General features: G+C 70.5%; 26 protein-coding genes and 1 tRNA gene. 17 read left to right on the top strand and 10 right to left on the bottom strand.

Annotated elements, in window-relative coordinates:
- The first annotated feature begins 248 nt into the window (after positions 1-248).
- The 4 genes from FFS51_RS02560 (at position 249) to FFS51_RS02545 (ending at position 4094) form a co-directional block, all read left to right on the top strand.
- A complete protein-coding gene (locus tag FFS51_RS02560; RefSeq protein ID WP_045248519.1) occupies positions 249-1031 on the top strand; it encodes an ABC transporter ATP-binding protein in 783 nt (260 codons plus the stop codon).
- Positions 1031-1951: an ABC transporter permease gene (locus FFS51_RS02555; protein ID WP_056207028.1), complete on the top strand. Its 921-nt coding sequence runs from the start codon at positions 1031-1033 to the stop codon at positions 1949-1951. The genes FFS51_RS02560 and FFS51_RS02555 overlap by 1 nt, the downstream gene beginning before the upstream one ends.
- Positions 1952-2012: 61 nt before the next feature.
- Positions 2013-3197: a nitrate ABC transporter substrate-binding protein gene (locus FFS51_RS02550; protein ID WP_045248517.1), complete on the top strand. Its 1185-nt coding sequence runs from the start codon at positions 2013-2015 to the stop codon at positions 3195-3197.
- A 99-nt stretch (positions 3198-3296) separates the two neighbouring features.
- Positions 3297-4094, top strand: coding sequence for a creatininase family protein (locus FFS51_RS02545; RefSeq protein WP_045248516.1), 798 nt, complete (start codon positions 3297-3299; stop codon positions 4092-4094).
- 28 nt (positions 4095-4122) lie between these two features.
- Here the strand turns inward: FFS51_RS02545 and FFS51_RS02540 are convergent, their stop codons facing one another.
- Genes FFS51_RS02540 through FFS51_RS02515 form a run of 6 tightly spaced genes read right to left on the bottom strand, consistent with a single transcriptional unit; the run spans position 4123 to position 10594 of the window.
- Entirely contained in the window at positions 4123-5463 is a 1341-nt protein-coding gene (locus FFS51_RS02540; protein ID WP_137877405.1) for an amidohydrolase family protein, read from the bottom strand.
- A gap of 58 nt (positions 5464-5521) precedes the next feature.
- Positions 5522-6256 carry an SDR family NAD(P)-dependent oxidoreductase gene (locus tag FFS51_RS02535; RefSeq protein ID WP_137877404.1) on the bottom strand — a complete coding sequence of 245 codons (735 nt, stop codon included), beginning with the start codon at positions 6254-6256 and terminating at the stop codon, positions 5522-5524.
- On the bottom strand, positions 6256-7332 hold the full coding sequence (locus FFS51_RS02530; protein WP_137877403.1) for a methylenetetrahydrofolate reductase C-terminal domain-containing protein: 1077 nt from the start codon (positions 7330-7332) through the stop codon (positions 6256-6258). The genes FFS51_RS02535 and FFS51_RS02530 overlap by 1 nt, the downstream gene beginning before the upstream one ends.
- A complete protein-coding gene (locus FFS51_RS02525) occupies positions 7329-7934 on the bottom strand; it encodes a pyridoxamine 5'-phosphate oxidase family protein (protein WP_137877402.1) in 606 nt (201 codons plus the stop codon). Before FFS51_RS02525 ends, FFS51_RS02530 begins: the two co-directional genes overlap by 4 nt.
- Positions 7931-9322: an FAD-binding oxidoreductase gene (locus FFS51_RS02520; protein WP_137877401.1), complete on the bottom strand. Its 1392-nt coding sequence runs from the start codon at positions 9320-9322 to the stop codon at positions 7931-7933. Before FFS51_RS02520 ends, FFS51_RS02525 begins: the two co-directional genes overlap by 4 nt.
- Positions 9323-9343: 21 nt before the next feature.
- Complete coding sequence (locus FFS51_RS02515; RefSeq protein ID WP_212742766.1) at positions 9344-10594, bottom strand: amidohydrolase family protein; 1251 nt, start codon at positions 10592-10594, stop codon at positions 9344-9346.
- A 202-nt stretch (positions 10595-10796) separates the two neighbouring features.
- Between FFS51_RS02515 and FFS51_RS02510 the strand changes: the two genes are divergently transcribed.
- On the top strand, positions 10797-11396 hold the full coding sequence (locus FFS51_RS02510) for a helix-turn-helix domain-containing protein (protein ID WP_056207021.1): 600 nt from the start codon (positions 10797-10799) through the stop codon (positions 11394-11396).
- Positions 11393-12346 carry a PDR/VanB family oxidoreductase gene (locus FFS51_RS02505; RefSeq protein WP_137877400.1) on the top strand — a complete coding sequence of 318 codons (954 nt, stop codon included), beginning with the start codon at positions 11393-11395 and terminating at the stop codon, positions 12344-12346. Before FFS51_RS02510 ends, FFS51_RS02505 begins: the two co-directional genes overlap by 4 nt.
- A gap of 22 nt (positions 12347-12368) precedes the next feature.
- Here the strand turns inward: FFS51_RS02505 and FFS51_RS02500 are convergent, their stop codons facing one another.
- Together FFS51_RS02500 and FFS51_RS02495 are read right to left on the bottom strand one after the other, a co-directional pair.
- Positions 12369-12935 carry a DUF3558 domain-containing protein gene (locus FFS51_RS02500; RefSeq protein WP_137877399.1) on the bottom strand — a complete coding sequence of 189 codons (567 nt, stop codon included), beginning with the start codon at positions 12933-12935 and terminating at the stop codon, positions 12369-12371.
- The gene (locus FFS51_RS02495) at positions 12932-13783 is read right to left on the bottom strand and encodes an inositol monophosphatase family protein (protein ID WP_137877398.1); all 852 of its coding nucleotides are present in this window, start codon (positions 13781-13783) and stop codon (positions 12932-12934) included. Before FFS51_RS02495 ends, FFS51_RS02500 begins: the two co-directional genes overlap by 4 nt.
- A gap of 103 nt (positions 13784-13886) precedes the next feature.
- Between FFS51_RS02495 and FFS51_RS02490 the strand changes: the two genes are divergently transcribed.
- Positions 13887-13959: transfer RNA gene (locus FFS51_RS02490), tRNA-Lys, on the top strand.
- 137 nt (positions 13960-14096) lie between these two features.
- Positions 14097-15509: an amidohydrolase family protein gene (locus FFS51_RS02485; RefSeq protein ID WP_137877397.1), complete on the top strand. Its 1413-nt coding sequence runs from the start codon at positions 14097-14099 to the stop codon at positions 15507-15509.
- A gap of 9 nt (positions 15510-15518) precedes the next feature.
- On the opposite strand, the gene FFS51_RS02480 is transcribed toward FFS51_RS02485, so the two are convergent.
- Together FFS51_RS02480 and FFS51_RS02475 are read right to left on the bottom strand one after the other, a co-directional pair.
- Complete coding sequence (locus FFS51_RS02480; protein WP_137877396.1) at positions 15519-16748, bottom strand: MFS transporter; 1230 nt, start codon at positions 16746-16748, stop codon at positions 15519-15521.
- Entirely contained in the window at positions 16745-17179 is a 435-nt protein-coding gene (locus FFS51_RS02475; protein WP_137877395.1) for a MarR family winged helix-turn-helix transcriptional regulator, read from the bottom strand. Before FFS51_RS02475 ends, FFS51_RS02480 begins: the two co-directional genes overlap by 4 nt.
- A gap of 158 nt (positions 17180-17337) precedes the next feature.
- On the opposite strand from FFS51_RS02475, the gene FFS51_RS02470 reads away from it, so the two are divergent.
- Genes FFS51_RS02470 through FFS51_RS02430 form a run of 9 tightly spaced genes read left to right on the top strand, consistent with a single transcriptional unit; the run spans position 17338 to position 25962 of the window.
- Positions 17338-18540 carry a substrate-binding domain-containing protein gene (locus FFS51_RS02470; RefSeq protein ID WP_137877394.1) on the top strand — a complete coding sequence of 401 codons (1203 nt, stop codon included), beginning with the start codon at positions 17338-17340 and terminating at the stop codon, positions 18538-18540.
- Between the two features lie 11 nt (positions 18541-18551).
- Positions 18552-19316 carry an ABC transporter ATP-binding protein gene (locus FFS51_RS02465; RefSeq protein WP_045248505.1) on the top strand — a complete coding sequence of 255 codons (765 nt, stop codon included), beginning with the start codon at positions 18552-18554 and terminating at the stop codon, positions 19314-19316.
- Positions 19313-20032 carry an ABC transporter ATP-binding protein gene (locus FFS51_RS02460; RefSeq protein WP_045248504.1) on the top strand — a complete coding sequence of 240 codons (720 nt, stop codon included), beginning with the start codon at positions 19313-19315 and terminating at the stop codon, positions 20030-20032. Before FFS51_RS02465 ends, FFS51_RS02460 begins: the two co-directional genes overlap by 4 nt.
- Positions 20029-20904 carry a branched-chain amino acid ABC transporter permease gene (locus FFS51_RS02455; RefSeq protein ID WP_137877393.1) on the top strand — a complete coding sequence of 292 codons (876 nt, stop codon included), beginning with the start codon at positions 20029-20031 and terminating at the stop codon, positions 20902-20904. Before FFS51_RS02460 ends, FFS51_RS02455 begins: the two co-directional genes overlap by 4 nt.
- Positions 20901-22025, top strand: a complete 1125-nt coding sequence (locus FFS51_RS02450; RefSeq protein ID WP_137877392.1) for a branched-chain amino acid ABC transporter permease — start codon at positions 20901-20903, stop codon at positions 22023-22025. The genes FFS51_RS02455 and FFS51_RS02450 overlap by 4 nt, the downstream gene beginning before the upstream one ends.
- The gene (locus FFS51_RS02445; protein ID WP_045248501.1) at positions 22022-23608 is read left to right on the top strand and encodes a class I adenylate-forming enzyme family protein; all 1587 of its coding nucleotides are present in this window, start codon (positions 22022-22024) and stop codon (positions 23606-23608) included. The genes FFS51_RS02450 and FFS51_RS02445 overlap by 4 nt, the downstream gene beginning before the upstream one ends.
- Complete coding sequence (locus tag FFS51_RS02440; protein ID WP_137877391.1) at positions 23592-24311, top strand: TetR/AcrR family transcriptional regulator; 720 nt, start codon at positions 23592-23594, stop codon at positions 24309-24311. Before FFS51_RS02445 ends, FFS51_RS02440 begins: the two co-directional genes overlap by 17 nt.
- The gene (locus FFS51_RS02435) at positions 24305-25057 is read left to right on the top strand and encodes a 3-hydroxybutyrate dehydrogenase (RefSeq protein WP_137877441.1); all 753 of its coding nucleotides are present in this window, start codon (positions 24305-24307) and stop codon (positions 25055-25057) included. The genes FFS51_RS02440 and FFS51_RS02435 overlap by 7 nt, the downstream gene beginning before the upstream one ends.
- The gene (locus FFS51_RS02430; RefSeq protein WP_137877390.1) at positions 25054-25962 is read left to right on the top strand and encodes an alpha/beta fold hydrolase; all 909 of its coding nucleotides are present in this window, start codon (positions 25054-25056) and stop codon (positions 25960-25962) included. The genes FFS51_RS02435 and FFS51_RS02430 overlap by 4 nt, the downstream gene beginning before the upstream one ends.
- The last annotated feature ends 6 nt before the right edge of the window (positions 25963-25968 follow it).

Raw genomic sequence — 25968 nt, 5'->3', positions numbered from 1 at the left:
CGACCCGGCCTGTTCTGGCCGGTCGAACTCGGGAGACTCCCTCGGGACAATCGCCGGCGTCGTCAGTCTAGGCACGCGCGCGAGGCCGTCGAGCGGGCGGGGAGGCGGCGGCATCCGGGTTTTCGATCAGGGTTACAGCGGCGACACATGAGCGAAACACCCGATCCCTAACTTGAGCGTTGTTGAGCGCATCAACATTCGCCCCGAAGACGCGGCGTCGCCACCCCTCGAGCGAAAGCGAGTCCGTCGTGACCACGGTCGCACCTCCCACCGGCTCCACCCCCCTCCCGCAGACCCGGGATCTCGTGTCGTTCACCGACGTCGAGATGAAGTTCCCCAACGGCACCGTCGCCCTCCACGGTGTCGACCTCTCCGTGCGCACCGGCGAGTTCCTCACCGTCGTCGGACCCTCCGGCTGCGGCAAATCGACGCTGCTGCGCATCGCCTCCGGACTCGAGACCGCCAGCCGCGGCACCGTCGACGTCAGCACCGACCGCATCGGCTACGTCTTCCAGGACGCCACCCTCCTCGCGTGGCGCAACGTGCAGCAGAACGTGGAGCTGCTCGCCGAGCTGAACAACCAGCCCATCCGCGTCCGCCGCCCCAAGGCTGATGCCGCGATCGACCTCGTCGGTCTCAAGGGGTTCGAGAAGCACCTGCCCAAGCAGCTCTCCGGCGGCATGCGGATGCGCGCTTCGCTCGCACGCTCGCTCACCCTCGACCCCGAGCTCTTCCTCTTCGACGAGCCGTTCGGTGCACTCGACGAGATCACCCGCGAGCGCCTGAACGACGAGCTCATCCAGCTGTTCATCGCCAAGGGCTTCGCGGGGATGTTCATCACCCACTCGGTGTCCGAGGCCGTGTACCTCTCCACGAAGGTGATCGTCATGTCGGGCCGGCCCGGCACCATCGTGAAGAGCTTCGATGTGCCGTTCGCCATGGCCGACCGCAACCCCGACATCCGATACACCCCCGACTTCGCCGAGCTCGTCGGCGAGGTGTCGCACGCGCTCCGAGAAGGGCACCGCTGATGTCCACGCCGTCCACCGAGACCTCCGCCGTGACCCCCGAGGCAGCAGTCGAGCCCGCGGTCGCCGCCGCGCACCTCGATTCCGCCGTCGAACCCGCCACCGTCGGCCCCAGCCGCAAGGCGAAGCGCACGTTCGGTCAGAAGGTCAGGCGCACGATCCTGACCCTGCTCCCGCCGCTCGGCGTGTTCGTGCTCGTGATCGCCGGGTGGTACCTCCTCAACGCCATGCAGACGCCCCAGCGGCGATTCCTGCTGCCGACGCCGGGGGAGGTGTTCGTGATGGCCTTCGACCCGTCGGTGTCGGCGGATATCATCACCGGGCTCGCCCGCACCACCGGCGTGGCGATCGTGGGACTGCTCATCGCCTCGGCGCTCGGCATCGCATGGGCTACCTGCATGGCCCTGTGGAAGTGGGTCTACAACTCGACCTACCCCTACGCCGTGGTGCTGCAGACGATCCCGATCCTCGCGCTCGTCTCGCTGATCGGCATCTGGTTCGGCCAGGAGTTCGGCGCCCGTGTCGTGGTGTGCGTGATGATCGCGCTCTTCCCGATGGTGTCGAACACCCTCTTCGGTCTGCAGTCGCTCGACAAGTCCTACCACGAGCTGTTCAAGCTGCAGAAGGCCTCCAAGTGGACCGTGCTCTCCAAGCTCATGTTCCCCGGCGCGCTGCCGTCGATCTTCGTGGGCCTTCGCACCTCCGCCGGCCTGTCGGTCGTCGGCGCCATCGTCGGCGACATGTTCTTCCAGCGCGGCGAACCGGGCCTCGGCGCCCTCATGCAGCGTTACGTGCGCCTGCTGAACATGCCCCAGCTGTTCGACGCGCTGATCGTCTCCGCGCTCCTCGGCGTCGCCATGTTCATCATCTTCGGCGCCCTCTCCAAGCTCGTCGTCGGCCGTTGGTACGAGCCGACCACCTGAGCCCCCTCAACCTGCACCACTCCCGCATCGCACCATCCGTCTCACCCGAAAGAGAGATCACATGCACACACGCACCGTTGTTCGTGCGGGCGCGATCCTGAGCGCCGTGGCCATGGCCGCGGTTCTCGCGGCGTGTTCGTCGAGCACCACCACCGGTTCCAGCGCCGCGGCCTCCGCGGAGGCCGGCACGGTCGACCTCGCCGCGGCCGGCTGCCCGTCGACCATCGTCGTCCAGACCGACTGGTGGCCCGAGTCGGAGCACGGTCACCTGTACCAGATGCTCGGCGACGACGCGACCGTCGAGGCCGACAAGAAGGCCGTCGTCGGAACGCTCTACGCCGGCGGCAAGTCGACCGGTGTGAAGCTCGAGATCCGCGCCGGTGGCGCGGCGATCAACTTCAACAACGTCGCCACCCAGATGTACACCGACGACTCGATCACCTTCGGCTACGTCACCACCGACGACCAGATCGCCAACTCGGGCAAGGTGCCCACGAAGGCCTTCTTCGCGCCCCTCGACCAGAGCCCGATCATGGTCATGTGGGACCCGGCGACCTACCCGAACGTGACCGGTGTCAAGGACATCGGCGCGGCGCTCAAGTCGACCGGCGGCTCGTGGCTGTACTTCAGCGGATCGGCCTACATGGACTACCTGATCTCGCAGGGCTACGTCGACAAGGCCAACACCGACTCGAGCTACTCGGGTGCGCCCGACCAGTTCGTGGCTGCCGAGGGCAAGAGCGTCCAGCAGGGCTTCGCCTCCGCTGAGCCGTACATCTACCAGAACGAGGTCTCGGCCTGGGACAAGCCGGTCAAGTACTCGCTCATCTCGTCGACCGGTTGGGACCCCTACCAGTCGGAGATGGTCGCCAAGACCGGTGACTTCGACAAGCTGACCCCGTGCCTCAAGGCGTTCACGCCGGTGCTGCAGCAGGCCGAGGTCGACTACTTCGCCGACCCGTCGAAGGCCAACGCCCTCATCCAGAAGGCGATCGCCGGCTACAACGCGAGCTGGAGCTACAGCCCCGGTGTCGCCGACTACGCGGTCAAGACGATGCTCGCCGACAAGATCGTCTCCAACGGAGACAACTCCACCATCGGTGACTTCAACGACGCCCGCATGGCGGACTTCTTCACCAAGGCCTCCAAGATCTACACCGATCTGGGCACGAACATCGCGCCCGGCCTGAAGGCGACCGATCTGTACACCAACGAGTTCATCGACACCTCGATCGGACTCAAGTAACACCACCCGATGCCCCCGGCCCCGCGCCGGGGGCATCGGCGTGCCCCACCCGGTCCCCCCGCCGACGACACGCACGACCCGCACACAGAAGGATGCCCCGTGACCACGCGCTTCCATGAACTCACCGGCCCCCAGACGGCGACCGTGCTCACTCCGGCCTCGGTGCTGCTGGTGCCGATCGGCGCGATCGAGCACCACGGGCCCCACCTCCCACTGGTGACCGATGCGCTGATGGCGGAGGCCGCCGTCGAAGCCCTCGTGCCCCGTGCACGCGAGGCCGGCATCGATGCCTGGCAGCTGCCGACCCTGCAGATCGCGAAGTCCGACGAGCACTGCTGGGCGCCGGGCACGCTATGGCTGAGCGGAGAGACACTCATGGACGTGCTCGTCGAGATCGGTCGCTCGATCACGACGACGCCCGCGCGCAAGGTCGTCTTCGTCAACGGCCACGGAGGCAACGTCGCCCTCCTGCAGGTGGCGAACCGCGAGCTGCGCCGACGGTTCGGCCTCCAGACGTTCTCGATGCCGGCCCTCGGCACCGCCGGTCGAACCTCCGACGATCCGACGCTCCCCGACGAGCACGGCCTCGGCATCCACGGCGGGTGGGCGGAGACATCCATCGTCATGCACCTGCGTCCCGACCTCGTGCACCCCGAGCTGTTCGCCCGCAACGTGCCGGAGTGGTTCGACGACTACGAGATGCTCGGGTTCAACGGCAAGCCGGTCTCCTTCGGCTGGCTCTCCGACGACTTCGGCCCGGCGGGCATCATCGGCGACCCCACAGCGGCGACGGCGGCGGCCGGAAAGGCGCTGTTCGACGAGGCGATCGAACGAGGTCTCGTCGCGCTCGGCGAGATCGACCGCTTCACGCTGCCCGAGCGCACGACCCTCATCTGAGCGGCCGTCGCCCGCCGGGCCGCTCCGCTCAGCGCGCGGCGCGCTCGGCGAGCAGGTGCGACATCCGTGCCGTGATGTCGTGCTCATCGGCGGTGACGAGCCGGTAGTCGCGGACGACGACGCGGCCCGCGACCACCACGTGGCGGGGGCGGCGTCCGGGCGAGGCCCAGAGCAGCCCGGCGATCGGGTCGGCGACGCCCGCGTCGGCGACGCCGCTGACGTCCCACACGCAGAAGTCGGCGGCGGCCCCGGGGGCGAGGTGTCCGAGCTCGGGCCGGCCCAGCCCGCGGGCCGACCCGCGCGTGGCCATGTCGATGACGGATGCCGCGGCGAGCGGCCTGCCCGTAAGGCCCGACACCTGCAGGGCCAGGCGGGCGTCGGCGAGCAGGTGTCCGGCGTCGTTGGAGCCGCCGCCGCTCGTGCCGAGTCCCGTGGCGATGCCGGCGTCGAGGAGATCGGCGACCCGCGCGACTCCCCAGCCCATCGGCACGTCGCATCCGGGGGCGTGGGTCGCGGTGACACCGGCGGCCGCGATCCGGCGGCGCTCGTCGTCGGTGATGTCGACGAGGTGGGCGATCGTGACGTCGTCGGCGAGCCAGCCCCACTCCTCGAGCAGGTCGATCGGGCGGCGTCCGTAGCGCTCGAGGGCGATCGCGACATCCACCTGCTCGTTCGCCTGCGTGCGGCGCCGCAGTCCCCACCGCGCGGCGACCGCGCCGAGGGCGGCGAAGGTCGCCTCGCCGTCGCTGTGCACGCCGGCAGGTCCGACCGCGTACTGCAGCATGCCGTCGGCCGTCACGCCGCCGTCGTGACCGTCGGCGAGCAGTGAGACCGCGATCGCCTCGGCGGAAGCGCCCGCCCATTCGGCGTCGTCACGGGCCGACCCGCGCACATAGACGAGGCGTCCGCCGAGGCGGGCAGCGGACGTCGCGATGGCTCGCGCGATGTCGACGGTCTCCTCGATCGGCGCGCCGTGCGGCCAGTTCAGGTGATGGTCGGCGACGGTGGTGACGCCGCTCAGCAAGCCCTCCGCGACGGCCACCTCGGCGCAGACGCCGAAGAGCTCCGCATCCATGCCTGCGGCGGAATACGCCGCAGCCATCGCGGGCAGCCAGGCGGCCATCGGCACCCCGCGGGTGCCCGGCAGCGTGCGGAATCCGCTCTGCAGCAGGTGATGGTGGGCGTTGACGAGCCCGGCCGTGATGATCCCGCCATCGGCGTCGAGCGTGTCGACGGTGCGCAGATCGGATGCCTCCGCCACCCGCGCTCCCTCGATGACGAGGTCGCCGGTGCGCACCGTGTCCGCGTCGACGACGATGGCGCGTGCGCCGTGCACGCGCAGGGACGGAGCGGGCGGGAGGGTGGTCATCGGCGGACTCCGGAGGACGGGTGACGGGTGGGACGACGGTGCCCGTGGGGCATCCGACTCAGTGCATGATCATGCCGCCGGTGACGTTCACCGACTGGCCCGTCATGTAGCGCGAGGCATCGCCCGCGAGGAACGCCGCGACGTCGGCGACGTCGTCGGGCGCGGCGCAGCGGCCGAGGGGCGAGCGCGACGACCACGCCGCCACCATCTCGGGGGTGCGGGTGTCGGCGCCCATCTCGGTGAGCACGTATCCGGGGCACAGGGCGTTCGCGGTGATGCCGTCGGAGCCGAACTCCTGGGCCGTCGCGCGGGTGAGCGCCACGACGGCGGCCTTGGAGGCGGCGTAGGCGCCCTCGAAGCCGCCGCCCGACTTCGCAGCCATGCTCGCAAGGTTGATGATGCGGCCGCCGCCTCCCGCGCGCATCGCGGGCACCGCCTCCTGCGTCGTGACGAGCATGGAGCGGGTGTTGATGACCTGGACGCGGTCCCAGTCGGCCGGGTCGGTCTCGAGCAGTCCGCCGCTGAGGAACACGCCCGCGTTGTTCACGAGCACGTCGAGACCGCCGAGCAGATCGATCGCCGCGCGCATCGTGGTGCGGGTGGAGGCGACATCCACGAGGTCGACGGCGAGAGAGGCGACCCCGAGGTCTGCCGCGGTCTGGGCGATCGCGTCGGCGTCGCGGTCGAGCAGCACGACCTGCGCGCCCTCGGCCGCGATGCGCGCCGCGATCGCACGCCCGATGCCGCGGGCCGCGCCCGTCACGATCACACGCTTGCCGTCGAGGGTGCCCATCAGTTCGTCTCCGTTCCGCCGCCGAGCGCGCGGCCGATCGCGGCCACCGCCCGGGCGTACTCGATCTCGGTGCCGTCGTCGACGCCGCCCGAGAGGTCCACGCCGACGACGCCGTCGATCTCGAGGAACTCCCTCCCGAGCTCGATCGCCGCTGCCACACCCTCGGCGACAGGGTCCGGTGCGGCGAGGATGCGTTCGATGTAGCCCGGTGGCAGGGCGAGCTCGGTGAACGAGCGGATGAGGGCCGCGCTCGCGTGACTGAGGATGATGGGGAGGCACGGGATGAAGCCCGTCGTCACTCCCAGGTCGCGCGCGCGGCCGATGAAGGCCGCGACAGGCTCGGCGCCGCCCGAATGGTTGACGAAACAGATCTCCGCGCCGGCGTGCTGCTTCTCGAGCAGACGTCCGGCGCGCTCGGCGATCGGCGGCGCCATCGGCGACTCGGCGACCGACACGAGGTGGCCCGCTCGATGCGCGAGCGAGGCGAGCTCGGTCGAGTCGAGGTCGAAGACGGGTCGAGCTTCCGGCCGGGAGCCGGTGAGGGTGTGGTCACCGGTCACGCAGTGCACACCGCCGACGCCCGCGTGGGCGAGGGCAGCGAGCTCGCCTTCGAGCGCCACCCGGTTGCGATCCCGGGTGTTCACGCCCGCCCACGAGACGAGGCCCCCCTCCTGCACGAGCCGGGCGCGGTAGGCCGGCGGGAACTGCACGCGCATCTGCCCGGCGTCACCGTGCAGCACCGCGTCGACGCCGCCGACGAGCTCGCGTGCACAGTCGACGATGGATGCCGCATCCACCGGGCGCGCCGGGAAGTCCGCCACGACGATCGGGCGTGTGGCGAGCAGTGCGCGCATGCGCGCCGCGCCCGCAGACGGCACGGGGTCGGGGAGGGGGGCTGCGGCGACCGTCGGCGGGGCCGCGACATCCGGCCGCACCCCGGACCACGGGATCACGCCCGTGTGCAGGAACACGCAGGGATGCGGTGCGACCTCGCAGCGCCCGTCGAGACCCACCCCGCCGCACGGGCCGTAGGTCATCGACTTGGGGCAGTCGGCGACGGCCGCGGGGGCGTTCATCCGGCGCGCACCTCGACGGTCCAGGACTCGTCGGGCTGACGACGGTACTCGACGCGGCGAGACGCCGTGTCGTCGCGGCCGGCCCAGAACGTCAGGCGCGTGGGGCGCACGCGCTTGCCGGCCCACGACACGGGCGGCTCGAAGCCGTCGGCGTGCTCCTCCTGGAACGCCGCCCAGGCGGCCACACGCTCGGGAAGCGGACGTCGCGCGAACTCGTGGGTGTTCTGCCACGCGAGCTGCTGCAGGTAGACGTTGCGGCGGCGGTAGGCGGCATCCTCTTCGCCCGGCGGCGGCGTCTCGGCGACGCCCTGCACCGTGATCTGATGCTTGTCGTCGAGCAGCGCGATGACGAGGGCGACCCGCGGATCGTTCTCCAGCTGGGCGAACTTGCGCGAGTTCGCGTCGGCGTGGAAGTACAGACCGCCCGCATCGAACTCGGTGAGCAGCTGGGTGCGTCCGTCGGGGGCTCCGGTCTCGTCGACGGTGATCACCGTCATGATCGGACGCGCCGGGTCGTCGTTCGCCGGCAGCCAGGCCGTGAGCAGCTCGAACGGGTCGGCGGGCCAGTCGTCTCGCTCGGCGAGGTCGAACCAGCCGGTCACCAGGCGCCCGCCTCGTCGTCCGTGGTGTCGTCGGTGAGGGCGACGGAGGGCTTCGTGCCCGTGTCGACGTCGGGCTTGACGAGCTTTCCGGGGTTGAGGAGACCCTGCGGGTCTGTCGTCGCTGCCATCTCGCGGGCACGGTCGGGGAAGTAGTCCACGAACCACTGGTGGGGGTTGTGGTAGCCGACGCCGAGCGCGGCGAGCCGGTCGAAGCCGGCCAGCAGGTCCTCGGCCGTCGTGTACTTCGCGGCGAGCATGCCGATGGGCTTCGTCGCCTGCGCCTCGATGTGCAGCCAGCTCTCGCCGGGGTACACCTCATGCACCTCATCGATCCGGTCGACGAGCGCGTCACCGTTGACCTCGACGTGGAACCACGTGTTCGGGTAGCTCTTCTGCAGCCACTCGATCGCGTGGTTGTAGCTGGTCATCGACACCTTCATGGTGTGGTTGATGCCCTCTCGCACCGCTTCGACGGTGCCGCCGGCCGCCTCGACGAGACGGGTCGCCTCCTCGATCGAGCGCACATCGAGGATGCCTCGCAGGCTCGCCTTCCCGGCGGGCAGCGCCTCGTCGGCCGGCAGCGCGTCGGCGAGCAGCGGCACGTCGCCGGAGACGAGTCGGGGAGTGGGCTCGAGGTCGCGGAACTCACGCACCAGCTGGAAGGCAGTGTGGTAGTCGTCGAAGCTCGCGTAGAACGCGCGCCACTCCTGCAGAGGCTCGAGCACCACTTCGGCGCGGGCGATGATCGCGACGACGCCGTAGTTGTGCAGGTACTTCTCGGCCTCGACGCCCTCGAAGTGCACGAGCTCCGGCTCGGGGCTCGCGAACACGACGTCGATGGCGCGCACGAAGCCGTGCATGAGCACCCCGTGGGCGATCGAGCCGGTGCCGCCCGAGCCGCCCGAGAGGAAGCCGCCGAGGGTCGACTGCACCGTGGAGGGGTACATGAGCAGCTGCTGGCCGGCGCGGTTGGCGGCCTGCTCGATCTGGATCATCGGCGCGCCCGCTTCGGCGACGATGAAGCCATCGCCGACCTCGACGACCGCGCGGGCCTTGGTGGTGTCGAGCACGAGACCACCGGCCATCGGGATGCCCTGGCCGTAGTTGCCGGTGCCCTTGCCGCGAGGCGTGATCGGCACCCCGTGGCGCACAGCGGCGGCGACGGTCTCGGCGATCTGCTGGGCCGATGCCGGGAACGCCACGAGCTGCGCGCGGCCGAGGGGGAGCTGCTCGCTGATCAGCGGCGAGAGGTACGAACCGTCGAGCGATGAGCGCTCGAGCACCTGCTCTTCGCGGGTGACGCCGGCCTCGCCGAGGATCTCGGCGAGCTCGGCCGCGAGGGCGTCGATGCGGGCCGCGTCGACAGCGGCGAGGGTGGTGGCAGACATGCGGTCAGCTTTCTCTTCTGATCAGCGGGTGAGAGAGGGGGATGCCGCGGCGACGCCGGCGGAGGCGATGTCGCGGTGGATCGTGGTCCGGGCGACGAGTCGCCCGGCGTGGATGACGAGACGGTCGGGGGAGCCGGAGGCGATCGCCTCGCCGAGGCTGTCGGCGCGCACGGCGAGCAGTTCGGCGCGCGCGCCGACGACGGGGCCGGCCTCGGGAAGCCACATCGCAGCGCGGGCCCCGGAGGTGATGGCGGTGAGGGCTTCGTCGAGGCTCAGGTGCCCGGCGGTGACGAGCAACGAGGCGGTCTCGAGCGCGTCGCCGCGGCCGACCGGGTTGAAGGGATCCCGCACGTTGTCGGCACCCGCTCCGAGCACGACTCCGGCGTCGAGGAGGGCCCGTGCGGCGGTGAGCCCGCGCGGGGTCGATACCGGGTGCTCCCAGCCCTGCAGGTAGAGGTTCGTGATCGGCAGCGTGATGATGCGCAGGTCCGCGGCGGCGACCGCGGCGATCACCTCGGCGAGCTCGTCCGCGGGGAGCGTGCCCAGTCGTACGCAGTGCCCGGCGGATCGCGGCTGCGACCATGCGGCCACCCGGTTGGCGTACGAGACGATCGTGAGCGGGCCGTCGAGGGACTCGTCGGTGTGCAGATCGACGGGGGCGCCGCGCCGCTCGGCGATGTCGAGGGCGCGGTGCAGCTCCGCATGCGGGTCGGCGGCGAGGTGGGGGGCTCCGCCGACGATGTCGACGCCGAGGTCGAGGGCGCCTTCGTACACGTCGTCGGGCACCCACTCGCCGCCGAGGGCGACGAGCTGGATGTCGATGAGCTCGGCGAGCTCTTCGCGCACGCGCACGAGTGCGCGCACGCCGCGCAGCGGGTCGTGGTCGGCGAACAGGTCGACGTGAGTGCGGATGGCCGTCGTCCCCGCGGCGAGGTTCTCGAGCGCCTGGGCGCGGGCGCGGGCGGCGATGTCGTCCTCGGTCTGGCCGGCGGCGAACGCGCGCCATGACTCGATCGCGCGGACGAGATCGCCGGCGGGTGGCCGCGCGGCATCCCAGCTGCGGGCCTTGTCGAGGTGCGCGTGCGGTTCGGCGGGCGCCGTGACGACGAGATACCCCCGCAGGTCGAGGTCGGATGCCTCGTCGATCTCGGCGGTCGCATCGGCGGGGGTGACGGCGGCGACGAGCTCGCCGTCGAGGGTGATGTCGACGAGCGATCCGTCGGCGAGACGGGCCGAGCGCAGCACGCGCAGCGGACGCGGGAGTGACGACATGATTCCCCTCGGGAGAGGCCGATCGGGCAGGGCGGGATGTTGGTCCCACTTACAATCGGCACTGTAGGGAGGGCGCGTTTCGCGCATGTGACGCGTCCGTTTCTGCTCGCGAAACCGGCGCGGGCCCGCTCGCCGGGTGTGGTGTACTTTCTGGCGGAGCGGCACCCGCGCGGGTGCCGCTTGCTGTTCGGAGGTGTCAGTCATGGCGAAGGACGTCGCGGCCCCCACCTCGTCGCCGGTCGACGAGGTGACCGTGGCCTTGGGGGAGCGGATCCGCGCGATGCGGCATGCCCGGAGGCTCACTCTCGTCGAGCTCGCCTCGGCGTCGGAGCTCTCTCACCCGTTCCTCTCGCAGCTCGAGCGCGGACTCACCAGGCCCAGCATGGGCTCGCTCGAGCGCATCGCGCGGGCGCTCGGCACCAGCCAGGTCGAGCTGCTGTCGGTCGACCGGCCGGCGACGACGGGCGACGAGGTCGATGTCGTGCGGGCCGATGAGGGGTCATCGGGCGCGTACGCCGAGGGCATCGCGCGCATGCTCGTCTCGGACCCGCGATCGTTCCACCCGATGGAGTTCCGTGCCGAGAACGTCGAGTTCGGCGACTTCTTCGACCACGACGAGGACGAATGGATGTTCGTTCTCGACGGCACGGTCGAGATCGACCTCGACCGGGAGGGGCGGCCCGATGTGCTCGCCCCGGGGGATTCGGTCTTCTACGCCGGCGGAACCCGGCACCGGTGGCGGTCGGCCGATGGCCGTGCCTACCGGCTCATCATCGTCAAGGAGCATCCCGCACGCCTATGAACCCGATCGCTTCCGATGTGGATGTCCGTGTCGTCTCCCGCACCGCGGTGAGCGACGATCTCGTCGTGCTCGAACTCGCCCCCCAGGGTGACGAGCCGCTTCCGGCCTGGGAGCCGGGAGCGCACGTCGACGTGCTGCAGCCGGGCGGCCTGGTGCGGCAGTACTCCCTCGTGGGTCCGGCCGGTGCGCAGCGGTGGCGGCTGGGAGTGCTGCGTGAGCCCGACAGTCGTGGCGGGTCGACCTGGATGCTCGACCAGGTCGCCGAGGGAACGGTGCTGCGCCTCGCGGGGCCTCGCAACCACTTCCGCTTCGATGCCGCCGCTCATCCGCGTGCGGTGTTCTTGGCGGGCGGCATCGGCATCACGCCGATCGCGGCGATGGCGGATGCCGCGGCATCCGCCGGCATCGACTACGAACTGCACTACGCGGGTCACGAGGGCCGCATGATCCTCGTCGACGAGCTGCGGGAACGGCACGGCGACCGGCTCGTGCTGCACGTGTCGGAGCGGGGCGGACGTCTGGATCTCGAGGTGCTCTTCGGAGCTCTCCCGGCAGACGCCGGGGTGTGGTGCTGCGGACCGCTGCGCCTCGTGGATGCGGCAGAGCAGATCGCGGGCGCCCACGGGGTGGCGTTCGCAGCCGAGCGCTTCGAACCCGAGCCGTTGACGGCGCCGGTCTGGGACGGGCCGTTCGAGGTCGAGCTGGAGTACAGCGGGATGACCGTCGAGGTCGCGCCCGATCGGAGCGTCCTCGACGTTCTCGAGGAGTCGGGCGTGTTCGTGCTCTCGAGCTGCCGCGAGGGCACGTGCGGCACCTGCGAGACGCCGGTGATCTCCGGCGAGATCGATCATCGCGACTCGATCCTGTCGCCGTCCGAGCGCGAGCGAAGCGACGTGATGTACGTGTGCGTGTCGCGGGCCGCGTGCCCGCGCATCGTGCTCGGCCTCTGAGGGCGCCGGTGCGGGCCCGCGGTCAGGCGGTGGGGCGCTCGATGAGGAGCAGTCCCTGTTTGGTGTCCGAGAGGGTGATCCAGCCGTCGCCGAACTGGTAGGTGGTGCCGTACCCGTCCGCATCCGTCGCGATGGCGGTGTTCGCGTTCTCGGTGAGGTACGAGCCGCGGCTGTCCTCGACGGCGCGGAAGCCCTGGGCGAGCAGGTCGGTGCGCACGCTCGCCGCTTGCTCGGCGGAGATCGGCGCCCAACCGTAGATCTGCACGTGATCGCTGGCGATCGAGTAGTCGCCCCAGACGCACTGCAGGCCACCGGTGAGCACTGTGGACCCTGCGCGGAACGACTCCTGGCGGAAGGTCCAGCCCTGATCGGACAGGCTCTTCACGACGCTCGGGTCGAGGATGCCGTCACATGTTGCCGCAGCGGCGGTGGCGGTACCCGTCGGCACGGGGGTTGCGCTGGCCGTGCCGGTCGCGGCAGGGGTCGAGGCGACAGGATTCGACGGCGCGGGGCTCGCGGTCGCGGTGCATCCCGTAAGGGCGACGAGCGCGAGCGCCGGCGCGGTCAGCATCGTGGCGCGTCGGGTCACGGGGCGGTCCCTTCGGCTCGGGCGACGGCGCCGAGGAACGCGTCGTGCAGCGAACCGTTGGTGGCCAGCACCGATCGGTCCGAGAGCGACGCGCTGCCGTCGATCGCGGTGACGCGTCCGCCGGCCTCGGCGATGATCGGGAACATCGGGGCGATGTCGTACTCCTTCACGCCGAACTCGGCGACGAACTCGAGCCGGCCCTCGGCGAGCAGCATGTACGGCCACGCGTCGCCGTAGCCTCGGTCACGCCACACGGTGCGGGTGAGGGCGACGAGCTGGTCGAGGCGCCCGACCTCGTCCCACTGCTGAATGCTCTGGAAGCTGATGCTCGCCTCGGCGAGCGTGTCGACCGACGAGACGCCGAGGCGACGCGGTCCGGCGTCGGTCGCCGTCCACGCACCCGATCCGGTCGCGCCCCACCAGCGGCGTCCGAGCGCGGGTTGGCTGACGACGCCGACCTGCGGCACGCCGTCGACGGCCAGAGCGATGAGCGTCGCCCACATCGGGATGCCCTTGAGGTAGTTCGCGGTGCCGTCGATCGGGTCGATGATCCATTGGCGGTGGGTCGATCCTTCGGCGCCGTACTCTTCGCCGAAGATGCCGTCGTCGGGGCGCTCACTGCCGAGGATCGCCCGGATCGCCCGCTCGGTCGCGAGGTCGGCCTCCGTCACGTGCGTCGCATCGGGCTTCACGTCGATCTCGAGGTCGGCGGCGTCGAAGCGCGCCATCGTGACGGCGTCGGCCGCGTCCGCGAGGCGCAGCGCGAGCGCCAGATCGGCGGCGAAGAGACCGGATGCCGCGGCATCCCGGGCGTCGGCGGCGTCGGGAGTCACGGGCGCGGCGGTCATGGCTCCAGCCTATCCGGCGGTTCTCGGCCCGATTCGCGGCGCGGCACGCGGGATGATAACGTTGACCCTCGGTTCGACCGCGAGCTTTCGCAGCGCGAACCATGCACCTCTAGCTCAATCGGCAGAGCAACTGACTCTTAATCAGTGGGTTCTGGGTTCGAGTCCCAGGGGGTGCACCGCAGAAGGGCCTCGGCACGCGACAGCGTCGCCGAGGCCCTTCGTCATTGCCCCTGTGGAGTGAGTCGGCACTGCGCACATCTGCCGGAAACACGAGGGAAACGGCCGTGTCTCCCGGGCGCGGAATGCTGGCGGCATGCCCGACTCTGCTGCATCCGCTCCCCGCCCGCTGCTCACGATCACCGATGCCGTCATCCTCTCGATGGTCGACGGCGAGGACTGGTTCCGCGGCTGGATCTCGGTGGGTGCCGACGGGCGCATCTCCGGCCTCGGGGTGGGTGACGCCCCGGCAGACGCCCTCACCGCCGCCGAGGTGGTGGATGCCGCCGGCGCCTTCGTCGCTCCCGGTTTCGTGTCGGCACACAGCCACATCTTCACGTCCGGCATGCGGGGAATGACCCCCGGTGATCCGCTCTACGGCTGGGTCGGCGTGCAGGCGCAGTTCATGTCGGGAACCGACGCCGACGACGTGTACTGGATGACGCTCCACGGTAGCCTCGACTTCCTCGTCAACGGCGTCACCTCGGCCTACAACTTCCTCTCGTCGCGATTTCACAGCCGCTACGACGCGGCGAGCGACAGCCGCGTCATCCTCGCCGAGCTCGGCCCCGAGTACGTCTACCGGCAGGTGGATGCCGGCGCCGACGCGAACCTGCGCATGGTCAACGCGGTGCGCATCGACTCCGAGCTGCAGAGCGCCGATCGTGCGCACGGGGTGTTCGCCGATGCGATGGACTACGTGCGCACCGCCATCCCGCGCGAGCTCGACCTCGGCGGCTCGGTGTTCGGCGCGCAGCAATGGAGTGACAGTCCCGAGACGGCCGCGCACGAGGCGGCGATGATGGACGCCCACGGGGTGAGCAACCAGGCGCACTTCCTCGAGACGAGCGAGGCGCTCGACCAGCAGCGCGAGAAGTTCGACTGGTACGAGCGCTCGGGAGCGCTGCGTCCCGGCTTCCTGTTCGGCCACTTCGTGCACCCCGACGAGCACATGTCCCGCACCGCCGCGGAGCGCGGCGCCGGCATGGTGTGGCAGCCCGCCTCCAACGGCCGGCTCGCCTCGGGCTTCGCCGACATCCCGCGCTACCGCGAACTGGGCATGCCGATCGGGGTGGGCCTCGACGACCAGTCGTGCACCGACATCTCCGACCCGTTCCAGAACATGCGCATCGGCATGTATGCGCAGCGTGCCCTGCACCGGGATGCCGCCATCATCATGCCGCGCGAGATGATCCGCATGCACACGCTCGGCGGTGCCGAGGCGCTGGGTGTGGGGGACCGCATCGGATCGCTCGCGGTGGGGAAGTTCGCCGACCTCGTGATCGTCGACCCCCGGCATCCCGACACCGGACCCGTCTGGGACCCCTTCGCCCACTACGCGTTCGCGTGCGGACTGCGAAACCTCACCCACGTATACGTCGGTGGGCGGCTCGTCGCCCGTGACGGAGTGAGCACCCACCCGCTCGCGGCGACCGCGTCGCTCGAACTGCACGACCGCGTGCGGTCGGCCGCCGCCCGTGCGGGGCTGGCGGCCGACCTGGCGTGGTGATCGGGGGGATCAGGCGGCGTCGCCGATGAGCACCGCGGCGCCCTCTTCGGCCTCGTCCGCCTCGCGCACGTCGATGCGTGCGAGCTTCGGGCGTCCGACGAGGATCGCCCCGGCGGAGATCAGCACCGCGAGCGCGGCGACCCAGTAGGGCACCGACGCGTTCGCCGCGTGCCACAGGAACGCGGCGAGCGGCGGAGCGGCGGCGCCGCCCAGGAACCGCACCGCGGAGTACGCCGACGACGCCACCGCGCGCGGCAGGTCGGTCGCCTCCATCACCGACTCGGTGAGCACGGTGTTCATGATGCCCAGCATCAGACCGCCCACGATGATGCACACGACCAGAGCGGTGGGGGAGGTCACGAGCACACCCGCGACGACCAGGCCGATCGCCAGGAGCGGCAGTGTGATGAGCATGGCGGTGCTGCGGGTCATCCGCTTGAGCATCAGGGGTGCGACCCAGACGCTCGTGATCGCGACGGCGATGCCCCACCCGAAGAAGGTGAACCCGATGCCCATCGCGCCGAACCCCAAGGGGAAGGGCGAGAAGGCGAGCAGCGTGAAGAACCCGATGTTGTAGAAGAGCGCCGCGACCGCGAGGATCGCCAGCGACGGGTTGCCGAGCGCCCGGAATGGCGCCGAGAACGCCACTGGCGTTCGCTTCTCACCCTTGGTGCGCAGCAGGATCGCGATCGCGACGAACGCCACCGCCATCAGCACCGAGACGCCGAAGAAGGGCCACTTCCAGCTCATCTCGCCGAGCAGGCCGCCGAGCAGCGGGCCGACAGCGATGCCGATGCCGAGCGCCGCCTCGTAGAGCATGATGGCCGCCCCCGAGCCGCCGGCCGCAGCGCCCACGATCGTGGCGAGGGCGGTCGAGATGAAGAGCGCGTTGCCGAGGCCCCAGCCCGCCCGGAAGCCGATGACCGCCTCGACCGACCCGCTGAGACCGGCGAAAAGGGCGAACACCACGATGAGCGCGAGACCGATCAGCAGGGTCGCCTTCGCTCCGATGCGGCTCGAGATCCAGCTCGTGACGAGCATCGCGAGAGCGGTCACGAGCAGATAGCTCGTGAACAGCAGCTCGGTCTGCACCGGTGTCGCCTGCAGCGACTCGGCGATCGCCGGGAGGATGGGGTCGACCAGGCCGATACCCATGAATGCGACCACGCAGGCGAAGGCGACCGCCCACACCTGCAGCGGCTGACGCAGAACGGATGCCCCGGTGCGCCCGCCGCTCATCGGGCCACCGCCAGCGAGACGGCCGTGCGTTCGGCGAGGATCTGCGAGGCGCGACGGAGGGTCTCCCACTCGTCGTCGGCGAGGTCGGTGAACAGCGGTTCGATCGCCGCGACGAGGTCGGTACGCCAGCGATCGAGCGCCGCACGGCCGTCGGCGGTGAGGTCGACGACGGTCGCGCGCGAGTCCTCCGGGTCGCCGGCGCGGGTCACGAGGCCCTCGTCGACCAGCTGGCCGACGAGGCGTGTGACGACGGGCTGCGGCGTGCGCGCGAACTGCGCGAGCGCGCCGACGCGGAGCGCGCCCTCGCCGTTCAGCGCACTGAGCATGCGCCACAACGCGGCCGGCACCTCGCTGCCGGTGCGGACGGCGGCGATGCGCGTGAGCGCGTGGGCGGCCGTCACGATCCTCTCGATATCCTTGGTGCGAGTCATGCCGGAAGTATATATCCCGAGTATGTAATGCGGTCGACCCCCGAGGGGATCGGCGGAGCTTCACGCGCACCGCCTTGACATCGCGGCATCCGACTTCTTAGTCTCGCAATACCTGAATCAGCTTTCAGGAAGTCCTTCCAAGGGTGAAAGGCAATCACATGCGAGTTACGAAGAAGTTGCTCCTCGGGGCGGTGATCGCGAGCGCCGCCATCGGCCTCAGCGCATGCGCCCCCGGAACCGGCGCCGGGGCAGGCAGCACCGCCTCGGGTCCGTCGGAGGTCACCGTCGGCGTGATCACGAGCGAGACCGGAGCCCTCGCGGGCTACGGCAAGCAGTACCTGGACGGCTTCAAGGCCGGCCTGAACTACGCGACCGGCGGCACGAACACGATCGACGGCACCAAGATCACCGTCGACTACCGGGATGACGCGGGCAACCCCGACACCGCCGTCACCGCGGCGAAGGATCTGATCGGTCAAGGCGTCAACATCCTCGCGGGCTCGGCCTCGTCGGGCGTGGCGCTCAAGCTCGCCGACCAAGCCGCACAGAACAAGGTGCTGTTCATCTCGGGTCCCGCGGCCACCGATGCCATCACCGGCGCCAACAAGTACACGTTCCGCTCCGGCCGTGAGAGCGCGCAGGACGTCGCCACCGCCGGCACGTTCCTGCCCGATATCAGCGGCAAGAACGTCGTCGTCTTCGCTCAGAACAACGCGTTCGGGCAGGGCAACGTCGCCGCCGTCAAGGCGATCCTCGGGGCCAAGGGCGCGACCGTGACGCCCGTGCTCGTCGCCGAGGACGTGACCGAGTTCACCCCGTTCGCCCAACAGGTGCTCAGTGCCAAGCCCGACCTCGTCTTCGTCGCGTGGGCCGGCGCCACCACCGGCGCGATGTGGCAGTCGCTCAGCCAGCAGGGCGTGCTCGACCAGATCCCGGTCGTCACCGGGCTCGGCGATTCGTCCACGTTCAACGCCTACGGCGATGCGTCCACGAAGATCAAGTTCCTGAACCACTACTTCCCGGGCGCCCCGTCGAACGACGTGAACACCAAGATGATCGACCTCATCGCGCAGGCCGGCGGCACGCCCGATCTGTTCAGCCCCGACGGCTTCAACGCGGCGCTGATGATCGTGCACGCCATCCAGCAGGGCAAGGGGGACGTCGATCAGATGATCTCGTCGCTCGAGGGCTACACCTTCGACGGTCCGAAGGGGAGCAACACCGTGCGCGCCGCCGACCACGCCCTGATCCAGGACATGTACCAGGTGAAGCTCGTCGCGAACGGCTCGTCGTTCACGCCCCAGCTGGTCGACACGGTCAAGGGCGCGGATGTCGCCCCCGCACCCGTGACGATGAAGTAGCCGGAGGCCGCATGTCCAGCTCCACCCCGCCCGCCCTCGAGATCGCCGGCCTCGGCCTGCAGATCGGTGGCGCGACGATCCTGAAGGACGTGGACCTCACGGTCCCGGCCGGCTCCTCCGTCGGGGTCATCGGCCCCAACGGAGCAGGGAAGACCACCCTGTTCAACGCCGTGTCCGGACTCGTCAAGCCCACGTCCGGCTCCATCCGCCTCCACGGCTCCGACGTCACGCGCACGTCGGTCCCGCGCCGAGCGCGGGCGGGGCTGGGGCGCACCTTCCAGACCTCGAGTCTGTTCCCGCGGCTGAGCGTTCTCGAGAACGTGCGCCTGGCCGCCCAGGCTCAGCTCGGCGGCAGCTACTCGCTGCTGCGCTTCCCCGGGCGAGCGGATGCCGCGACCCGCCGCGCACACGCCGCGCTCGAGGAGGTCGGTCTCGACCACAAGCTCGACGCCTTCGCCGGCGACATCTCGCACGGCGACAAGCGCAAACTCGAGATCGCCGTGCTGCTCGCGACCGACGCCGACGTGGTGCTCCTCGACGAGCCCATGGCCGGCGTCGGGTCCGGTGACGTGCCGGGCCTCGTCGACACCATCCGCCGCATGCAGAGCGAGAAGAACTGCACGGTGCTCATGGTCGAGCACCACATCGACGTGCTCCTCGGCTTCGTCGACAAGGTCGCCGTCATGTACTTCGGCAGCATCATCGCCTTCGACGACCCCGCCGAGATCATGGCGAACCCGGTCGTGCAGCAGGCCTACCTGGGGACGGCGGCATGAGCGCGGCATCCGAATCGATCCTCGAGGTCGCGAACCTGCGGGCGACGATCGGCGGCCAGCAGGTCGTCGAGGATGTCTCGTTCTCGGTGCCCGCGACCGGCATCACCGCGGTACTCGGCCGCAACGGCGTCGGCAAGACCTCGACGCTGCGTGCGATCCTCGGGCTGATCTCCCGCCGTGGGCAGGTGACGCTCGCGGGGGAGCGGATCGACGGGCTCTCCACCCATCGCATCGTGCAGCGGGGTGTGGGGTACGTGCCCGAGGACCGAGAGGTCTTCGCCGGCCTCACGGTGGCCGAGAACCTCGCCCTTGCAGAGCGGCAGCGCAACCCGCGCCGCGAGTTCGTCGCCGAGCTGTTCCCCGACCTCGTCGCACGCCGCAATCAGGCCGCCGGCACGCTCTCGGGCGGACAGCAGCAGATGGTCTCGGTCGCCCGGGCACTGCTCAACGACAACCGCATCCTGCTGGTCGACGAGCCGACCAAGGGGCTCGCGCCGAAGATCGTGACAGAAGTGGCGGATGCCCTCGCAGAGGCGGCGCGCACGGTGCCCATCCTCCTCGTCGAGCAGAACCTCGAGGTGGTGCGCCGGCTCGCCGGACCCGCGATCGTCATCAGTGGCGGGCGCGTGGTGCACACCGGCACCGCCGCCGGCATCCTCGACGACCCCGACCTCACGCGACGGCTGCTCGGAGTGCATGCGGAGGTGACCGCATGAGCTCCCTCGTGCTCGTCCTGATCACGGGCGTCGGCCTCGGCGCCCTCTACTTCCTCATCGCCTCGGGCCTCAGCCTCATCTACGGGCTCATGCACGTGCTGAACTTCGCCCACGGAGCCTTCCTGACGCTCAGCGCGCTGGTCGGCTGGGAGGTCGCGCGCCGCATGGACACCTCGTCCTGGGGTGGCTTCCTGCTCTCGATCCTGGCGGGCGCTGTCGTCGGCGCCGTGTTCGCGGCGGTCACCGAATTGGCGCTGATCCGCCCCCTCTACGAACGTCACATCGAACAGGTGCTGGTGACCGTCGGGCTCTCGTTCGCCGCCGTCGCCCTGTTCGAGGGCATCTGGGGAACCGATCCGATCTACATCAAGGGTCCCGAGTGGCTCGTGCAGACGACCGACGTGCTGGGAGCGCGCATCCCGAACACCTACTGGGTGCTGATGCTCGCCGCCGCGCTCGTGCTCGCCGCACTCGTCGTGTTCCTGCGGCGCACGCGGTACGGCATGATCATCCGCGCCGGCGTCGAGAACCGGCAGATGGTGACCGCGCTCGGCATCGACGTCCGTCGCTCGTTCACCCTCGTCTTCGCCATCGGCGGGGCGGCTGCCGGCATCGGCGGCGTGCTCGCGGCGCAGTACACCGGATATGTCTCGGCTCAGCTCGGGCAGACTCTGCTCATCTTCGCGTTCATCGTCACGGTCATCGGCGGCCTCGGCTCGCTCGCGGGCGCGGCGATCGCGTCGGTGATCGTCGCTGTGCTGCAGCAGTTCGCGAACTTCTTCCTCGGCGGCACCGGCGACTTCATCGTGGTCGTGCTGCTCGCGGTCGTGCTGCTGGTGCGCCCGCGCGGACTCCTCGGGAGGGCGGCATGACCGCGGCATCCATCTCGCAGCCCCGCCCGGTGCGGCGCGCACTCGTGCCGGCGATCGTCGGCGTCATCCTCGTCGCTGTGCTCGCCGTGCTGCCCCTGCTCGACCTGTCGATCCCCGGCATCCTCCCCGGGCCCACCTACACGGCGGGCAGTCTGCAGCTCATGGCCCTGTGCATGGTCTTCGCCGCTCTCGCGCTGTCGTACAACATGCTGCTCGGCACCGCGGGACTGCTCTCCTTCGGGCATGCCCTCTACTTCGGGGCGGGGGCGTACGGCCTCGGCATCGTGCTGCAGTACGCCGGTGTGCCGCTGTGGCCGGGCGTGCTGATCGCCCTGATCGGCGGCCTCGCGATCGCGGCGCTCACCGGCGCGATCAGCATGCGGGTGACGGGCATCCCGTTCGCGATGGTGACGCTGGCATTCGCCCAGGCAGGCTCCGTGCTCGTGCGGCGCAACCAGGAGATCACCGGAGGCGAAGAGGGACTCGCCCTCCCGACCGGCTCGGTTCCGGATGCACTGCTCGGGGTCGCGAACACCCGAAACCTCTACTGGATCGCCCTCGTGGTGGTCGTGCTCGTCTACCTCGTCGCGCTCTGGGTCGACAGTTCGCGCCTCGGGCACCTTGCGCGAGCGGCGCGCGAGAACGATCAGAGGGTGCAAATCCTCGGACTGCGCCCCTACACCGCGAAACTCCTGGTGTTCGTCGTCGCCGCCGGATGCGCCGCGGCCGCCGGTGTCGCCTACATGCTCCTGCAGTCGGGCACTCAGCCGCGGGCGGTGTCGGCCGACCTCACGATCACGATCCTCGTGATGGTCGTGCTCGGCGGTGTCGGGTTCCGCTGGGGAGCGGTGATCGGCGGGGTGGTCTACACGCTCCTCGACCAGCGCCTCACAGTGCTCGCCCGCACCGACGCGATCGCCGGCCTTCCCGACGTGCTGCGCGTGCCGCTCTCCGAACCGCTGTTCCTGCTGGGCGTACTGTTCATCATCGTGGTGATGTTCCTGCCCGGTGGGATCGCCGGCACCGTCGACCAGCTCGCGCGGCGGCGACGTTCGGGGCGTCGCGCGACGCCCCTGACCGAGCTGGATGCCGCGGAGGACCGCGTCGAGGCGCGGGTATGAACGCCCTCGACCTGACGCCGCTCGTCGACGAGCCGCACACCGTCGCGCGCTGGGTGCGCGACCGGGCGCGGCTGTCGCCGGCGTCCACCGCGATCGATGACCGAGGGGTTCGCATCGACTACGCGACGCTCGCCGAGCGCGTCGCGGGGTTCGTCGAGGCGTTGCGTGCGGCGGGCTACGGTGCGGGCGACCGCGTCGCCACCGTGTCGGGCAACTCGATCGACCACGTCGTGGCTTTCTTCGGCTGCGCGTCGGTCGGCGCGGCATTCGTTCCGCTGTCGTGGCGGGCAGCCGCCGGTGAACTCGCCGCCCTGATCGCACGCGCGCGGCCGCAGCTGCTCCTCGTCGACGATGAGTACGCGGGGCTCGTCGCCGAGGCACGCACGCACCTGGACACGGTGCCGCCCGTCGCCGTGCTCGGCGGTCACACCTCCGAGCGGGTGTTGCCGCCGCGGCATCCCGACCACGGCGCCGCACCGCGCCCCCGCGGGGTGCGCGACGACGATCCGCTACTGGTCATCTTCACCTCCGGAAGCGAGGCGAGCCCGAAGGGGGTCGTGCTCACCCACGCCAACTGCTTCTGGAACAACCTCGCCCTCGCCGGCGCGATCGAGATCGCCGCCCACGACGTCGTGCTCACGATGCTCCCGCAGTTCCACATCGCGGCATGGAACGTGCAGCCGCTGCTCGCGTGGTGGGCGGGCGCGACCGTCGTGCTCGAGCGGTCCTTCCAGCCCTCGCGTGTGCTGCCGCTCATCGCCGACCGGGGTGTGACCGTCATGATGGGCGTGCCCACGCAGTACCGACTGCTCGCCGACGACCCGAGATTCGCGGCATCCGATCTGTCGTCCCTGCGCGTCGCGCAGGTCGGCGGCGCGACGATGCCCGCCGACCTCCACGCCACGTGGCGCGCGCGGGGGGTGCGTCTCGCCCAGGGCTACGGCCTCACCGAGGCCGGCCCCAACGTGCTCACCGTGCCGGGGGAGACAGACGACCTCGTCGGCACGGTCGGACGCCCCTATCGCCACGTCGACGTCGCTCTCATCGATCCCGAGACCGGCGACCTGCTCGACGGCGCCGCCACCGGCGAGCTGGTCGTGCAGGGGCCGAGCGTGACGCCCGGCTACCTCGATGACCCCGACGCGACGGCGCGGGCCTTCGTGGGTGGCTGGCTGCGCACCGGCGACCTCGCCGAGCGCGACGCGCGCGGCGTCTACCGCATCGTCGACCGGCGTAAGGAGATCTTCATCTCCGGTGGCGAGAACGTCGCCCCCGCGGAGGTCGAGGCGGCGCTGCGCACGCATCCGCTCGTCGTCGACGCGGCGGTGGTCCCCGTGCCCGACCGGGTGTGGGGAGAGCGCGGTGTCGCGTTCGTCACGCTCGCTCAGCGGGCAGTTGTCGGTGAGGACGAGCTCGACGCGCACGCCCGCGGCATCCTCTCCTCCGTCAAGGTTCCGGTGCGATTCGTCGTGGTCGACGAGCTGCCCCGGTCCGCGGTCGACAAGATCGCCCGTCGGCGGCTGCGCGAACGCGCCGCCGCCCTCGTCCTCGAGCCCCGGAGGATCGATGAACACTCCCGATGACGCCGTGACGGATGCCGCGGCCTCCCCGGTCTCCCAGGCGACCGGCCGGCCTCTCACCAAGCGCGGTGAGGCGACCCGGCGACGCATCCTCGAGGCCGCCGAGCAGGTGTTCGCCGACCTCGGCTACCACGAGGCATCCATCGTGAAGATCACCGAGCGCGCCGGAGTGGGCCTCGGTACCTTCTACCTCTACTTCGACTCGAAGCAGTCGATCTTCGAGGCGCTCGTGCTCGACCTCAACCAGCGGGTGCGCCACGCGATGGGGGAGGCGATGGTCGGGGCGCGGTCACGGCTCGAGGCGGAACACGCCGGGTTCGCGGGGTTCTTCCGCTTCACGGCCGACCACCCGGCGCTCTACCGGGTCGTGCGCGAGGCCGAGTTCGTCTCACCCGCGCTGCTGCGCCTGCACTACACGCGCATCGTCGACGGCTACGAGGCGGGGCTTCGCGCCGCCCAGCAGGACGGAGATGTCGATGCCGGGCTCGATCCGGCCGTGGCTGCGTGGGCGCTCATGGGCGCGGGAGAGCTGATCGGCATGAGGTACCTGCTGTGGGAGAGGGATGCCACGGGCGCGATGCCCGCGCAGATCCCGTCGGACGTGTTCGCGGCGATGACGCGGTTCATCGACAACGCTCTCGCGCCCCGCCCGTCGACCATCGGCGCGCCGGTCGTGCGCGCCACCGAGGAAGGAATCGAATCGTGAGCACCGATCTGGCAGGCAGACGCGCCGTCGTGACGGGAGGGGCGAGCGGCATCGGGTTCGCCTGCGCCTCGCAGTTCGCGGCCCGCGGCGCCACCGTCGTCATCGCGGACCTCAACGCCGAGGCCGCCGAGAAGGCGGCGGCGACGATCGGGGGCGAGACGTGGGTCGTCGACCTCGGTGACACCGCGGCGCTCGACGCGCTCACCCTCGACGCCGACATCCTCGTGAACAACGCGGGAATCCAGCGCGTCGCCTCGATCGTCGATTTCGACCCTGACGCCTTCCGCCTCATCCAGCGCATCATGCTCGAGGCGCCGTTCCTCCTGATCCGCGCGGCGCTCCCCGGCATGTACGAGCGCGGCTGGGGCCGCATCGTCAACATCTCGAGCGTGCATGGGCTTCGTGCGAGCGCATTCAAGTCGGCGTACGTCGCCGCCAAGCACGGCCTCGAGGGTCTCTCGAAGGTGACGGCGCTCGAGGGGGCCGAGCACGGCGTCACCAGCAACTGCATCAATCCCGGATACGTGCGCACGCCGCTGGTCGAGAAGCAGATCGCCGACCAGGCGAAGGTGCACGGCATCCCCGAGGACGAGGTGGTCGAGAAGGTCATGCTGACCGAGGCCGCGATCAAGCAGCTCGTCGAGGCCGATGATGTCGCGTCGCTCGTGGGCTGGTTGGTCTCGGATGCCGCGGCGATGGTCACCGGTGCGTCGTACACCATGGACGGCGGATGGTCCGCACGATGAGCGCCCATGTCGCTCATCCCCTCGACGTGGCCGTCGAGGGCGGCACCCTTCACGCGATCGTCTGGGAGCCGGTGGACGAGGTTCTCGGCGAGGTCGTGCTCGTGCACGGCGTCACGTCGTCCCTGCACGCCTGGGACGATGTCGTGCCGCTGCTTCCCGGCTACCGGCTGATCGCCCCCGACCTGCGCGGACGCGGGGCGAGCAACGGCATCACGCATCCCGCCGGGATGGCGGCCCATGCCGCCGACCTGGCCGCGCTCCTCGACGCCGCCAACGTGACGAGTTCCGTGGTGGTCGGCCACTCGATGGGCGCGTTCGTGTCGCTCGCGTTCGCCTACCTCTACCCGGAGCGCGTGAGTCGCCTGCTGCTCATCGACGGCGGGCTGCCGCTCGACGTGCCCGCGGGGCTCGACACCGACACGCTCGTCGCGGCGATCCTGGGGCCGACGGCCGAACGGCTCTCCCGCCGCTTCGCGAGCGTCGACGACTATCTCGACTTCTGGCGGGTGCATCCCGCGTTCCGGGACGACTGGTCGGCGACCCTCGAGGACTACCTCGCCTACGACCTCGTCGATGACGGCGCCGGGATGCTGCGTCCCGCCACGAGCTACGAGATCACCGCCGCGGACACGCTCGACATGAACACCGGTGATGTGCTGCCGGCGGCTCTCGCCGCGCTCGCACATCCGACGCGGTTCCTGACGGTGCCGCGCGGCCTGCAGAACGAGGAGCCGGGGCTCTACGCCCCCGACTACCTGGAACGCCTGCTCCCGACCGTTCCCGGTGTCGTGCATTCGCGCATCCCCGGTTTCAATCACTACACGATCGTGCTGTCCGGGGGCGGCGCGGCGATCGTCGCCGCGGAGATCCGCGAGCAGGTGGCCGCGGCATCCGACTCGGTCTGACGCCCG

It is taken from the genome of Microbacterium sp. 4NA327F11, assembly GCF_005503465.1.
Taxonomy (GTDB): domain Bacteria; phylum Actinomycetota; class Actinomycetes; order Actinomycetales; family Microbacteriaceae; genus Microbacterium; species Microbacterium ginsengisoli.
This window is presented reverse-complemented; position numbering and strand designations above follow the sequence as displayed.

What these genes read in the sequence shown, in the direction of transcription:
- FFS51_RS02555 (WP_056207028.1), top strand. Translation starts at nt 1,031, where the DNA reads ATGTCCACGCCGTCCACCGAGACCTCCGCCGTGACCCCCGAGGCAGCA.
- FFS51_RS02550 (WP_045248517.1), top strand. Translation starts at nt 2,013, where the DNA reads ATGCACACACGCACCGTTGTTCGTGCGGGCGCGATCCTGAGCGCCGTG.
- FFS51_RS02540 (WP_137877405.1), bottom strand. Translation starts at nt 5,463, where the DNA reads ATGACCACCCTCCCGCCCGCTCCGTCCCTGCGCGTGCACGGCGCACGC.
- FFS51_RS02535 (WP_137877404.1), bottom strand. Translation starts at nt 6,256, where the DNA reads ATGGGCACCCTCGACGGCAAGCGTGTGATCGTGACGGGCGCGGCCCGC.
- FFS51_RS02530 (WP_137877403.1), bottom strand. Translation starts at nt 7,332, where the DNA reads ATGAACGCCCCCGCGGCCGTCGCCGACTGCCCCAAGTCGATGACCTAC.
- FFS51_RS02520 (WP_137877401.1), bottom strand. Translation starts at nt 9,322, where the DNA reads ATGTCTGCCACCACCCTCGCCGCTGTCGACGCGGCCCGCATCGACGCC.
- FFS51_RS02515 (WP_212742766.1), bottom strand. Translation starts at nt 10,594, where the DNA reads ATGTCGTCACTCCCGCGTCCGCTGCGCGTGCTGCGCTCGGCCCGTCTC.
- FFS51_RS02510 (WP_056207021.1), top strand. Translation starts at nt 10,797, where the DNA reads ATGGCGAAGGACGTCGCGGCCCCCACCTCGTCGCCGGTCGACGAGGTG.
- FFS51_RS02505 (WP_137877400.1), top strand. Translation starts at nt 11,393, where the DNA reads ATGAACCCGATCGCTTCCGATGTGGATGTCCGTGTCGTCTCCCGCACC.
- FFS51_RS02495 (WP_137877398.1), bottom strand. Translation starts at nt 13,783, where the DNA reads ATGACCGCCGCGCCCGTGACTCCCGACGCCGCCGACGCCCGGGATGCC.
- FFS51_RS02485 (WP_137877397.1), top strand. Translation starts at nt 14,097, where the DNA reads ATGCCCGACTCTGCTGCATCCGCTCCCCGCCCGCTGCTCACGATCACC.
- FFS51_RS02480 (WP_137877396.1), bottom strand. Translation starts at nt 16,748, where the DNA reads ATGAGCGGCGGGCGCACCGGGGCATCCGTTCTGCGTCAGCCGCTGCAG.
- FFS51_RS02475 (WP_137877395.1), bottom strand. Translation starts at nt 17,179, where the DNA reads ATGACTCGCACCAAGGATATCGAGAGGATCGTGACGGCCGCCCACGCG.
- FFS51_RS02470 (WP_137877394.1), top strand. Translation starts at nt 17,338, where the DNA reads ATGCGAGTTACGAAGAAGTTGCTCCTCGGGGCGGTGATCGCGAGCGCC.
- FFS51_RS02465 (WP_045248505.1), top strand. Translation starts at nt 18,552, where the DNA reads ATGTCCAGCTCCACCCCGCCCGCCCTCGAGATCGCCGGCCTCGGCCTG.
- FFS51_RS02460 (WP_045248504.1), top strand. Translation starts at nt 19,313, where the DNA reads ATGAGCGCGGCATCCGAATCGATCCTCGAGGTCGCGAACCTGCGGGCG.
- FFS51_RS02455 (WP_137877393.1), top strand. Translation starts at nt 20,029, where the DNA reads ATGAGCTCCCTCGTGCTCGTCCTGATCACGGGCGTCGGCCTCGGCGCC.
- FFS51_RS02450 (WP_137877392.1), top strand. Translation starts at nt 20,901, where the DNA reads ATGACCGCGGCATCCATCTCGCAGCCCCGCCCGGTGCGGCGCGCACTC.
- FFS51_RS02445 (WP_045248501.1), top strand. Translation starts at nt 22,022, where the DNA reads ATGAACGCCCTCGACCTGACGCCGCTCGTCGACGAGCCGCACACCGTC.
- FFS51_RS02440 (WP_137877391.1), top strand. Translation starts at nt 23,592, where the DNA reads ATGAACACTCCCGATGACGCCGTGACGGATGCCGCGGCCTCCCCGGTC.
- FFS51_RS02430 (WP_137877390.1), top strand. Translation starts at nt 25,054, where the DNA reads ATGAGCGCCCATGTCGCTCATCCCCTCGACGTGGCCGTCGAGGGCGGC.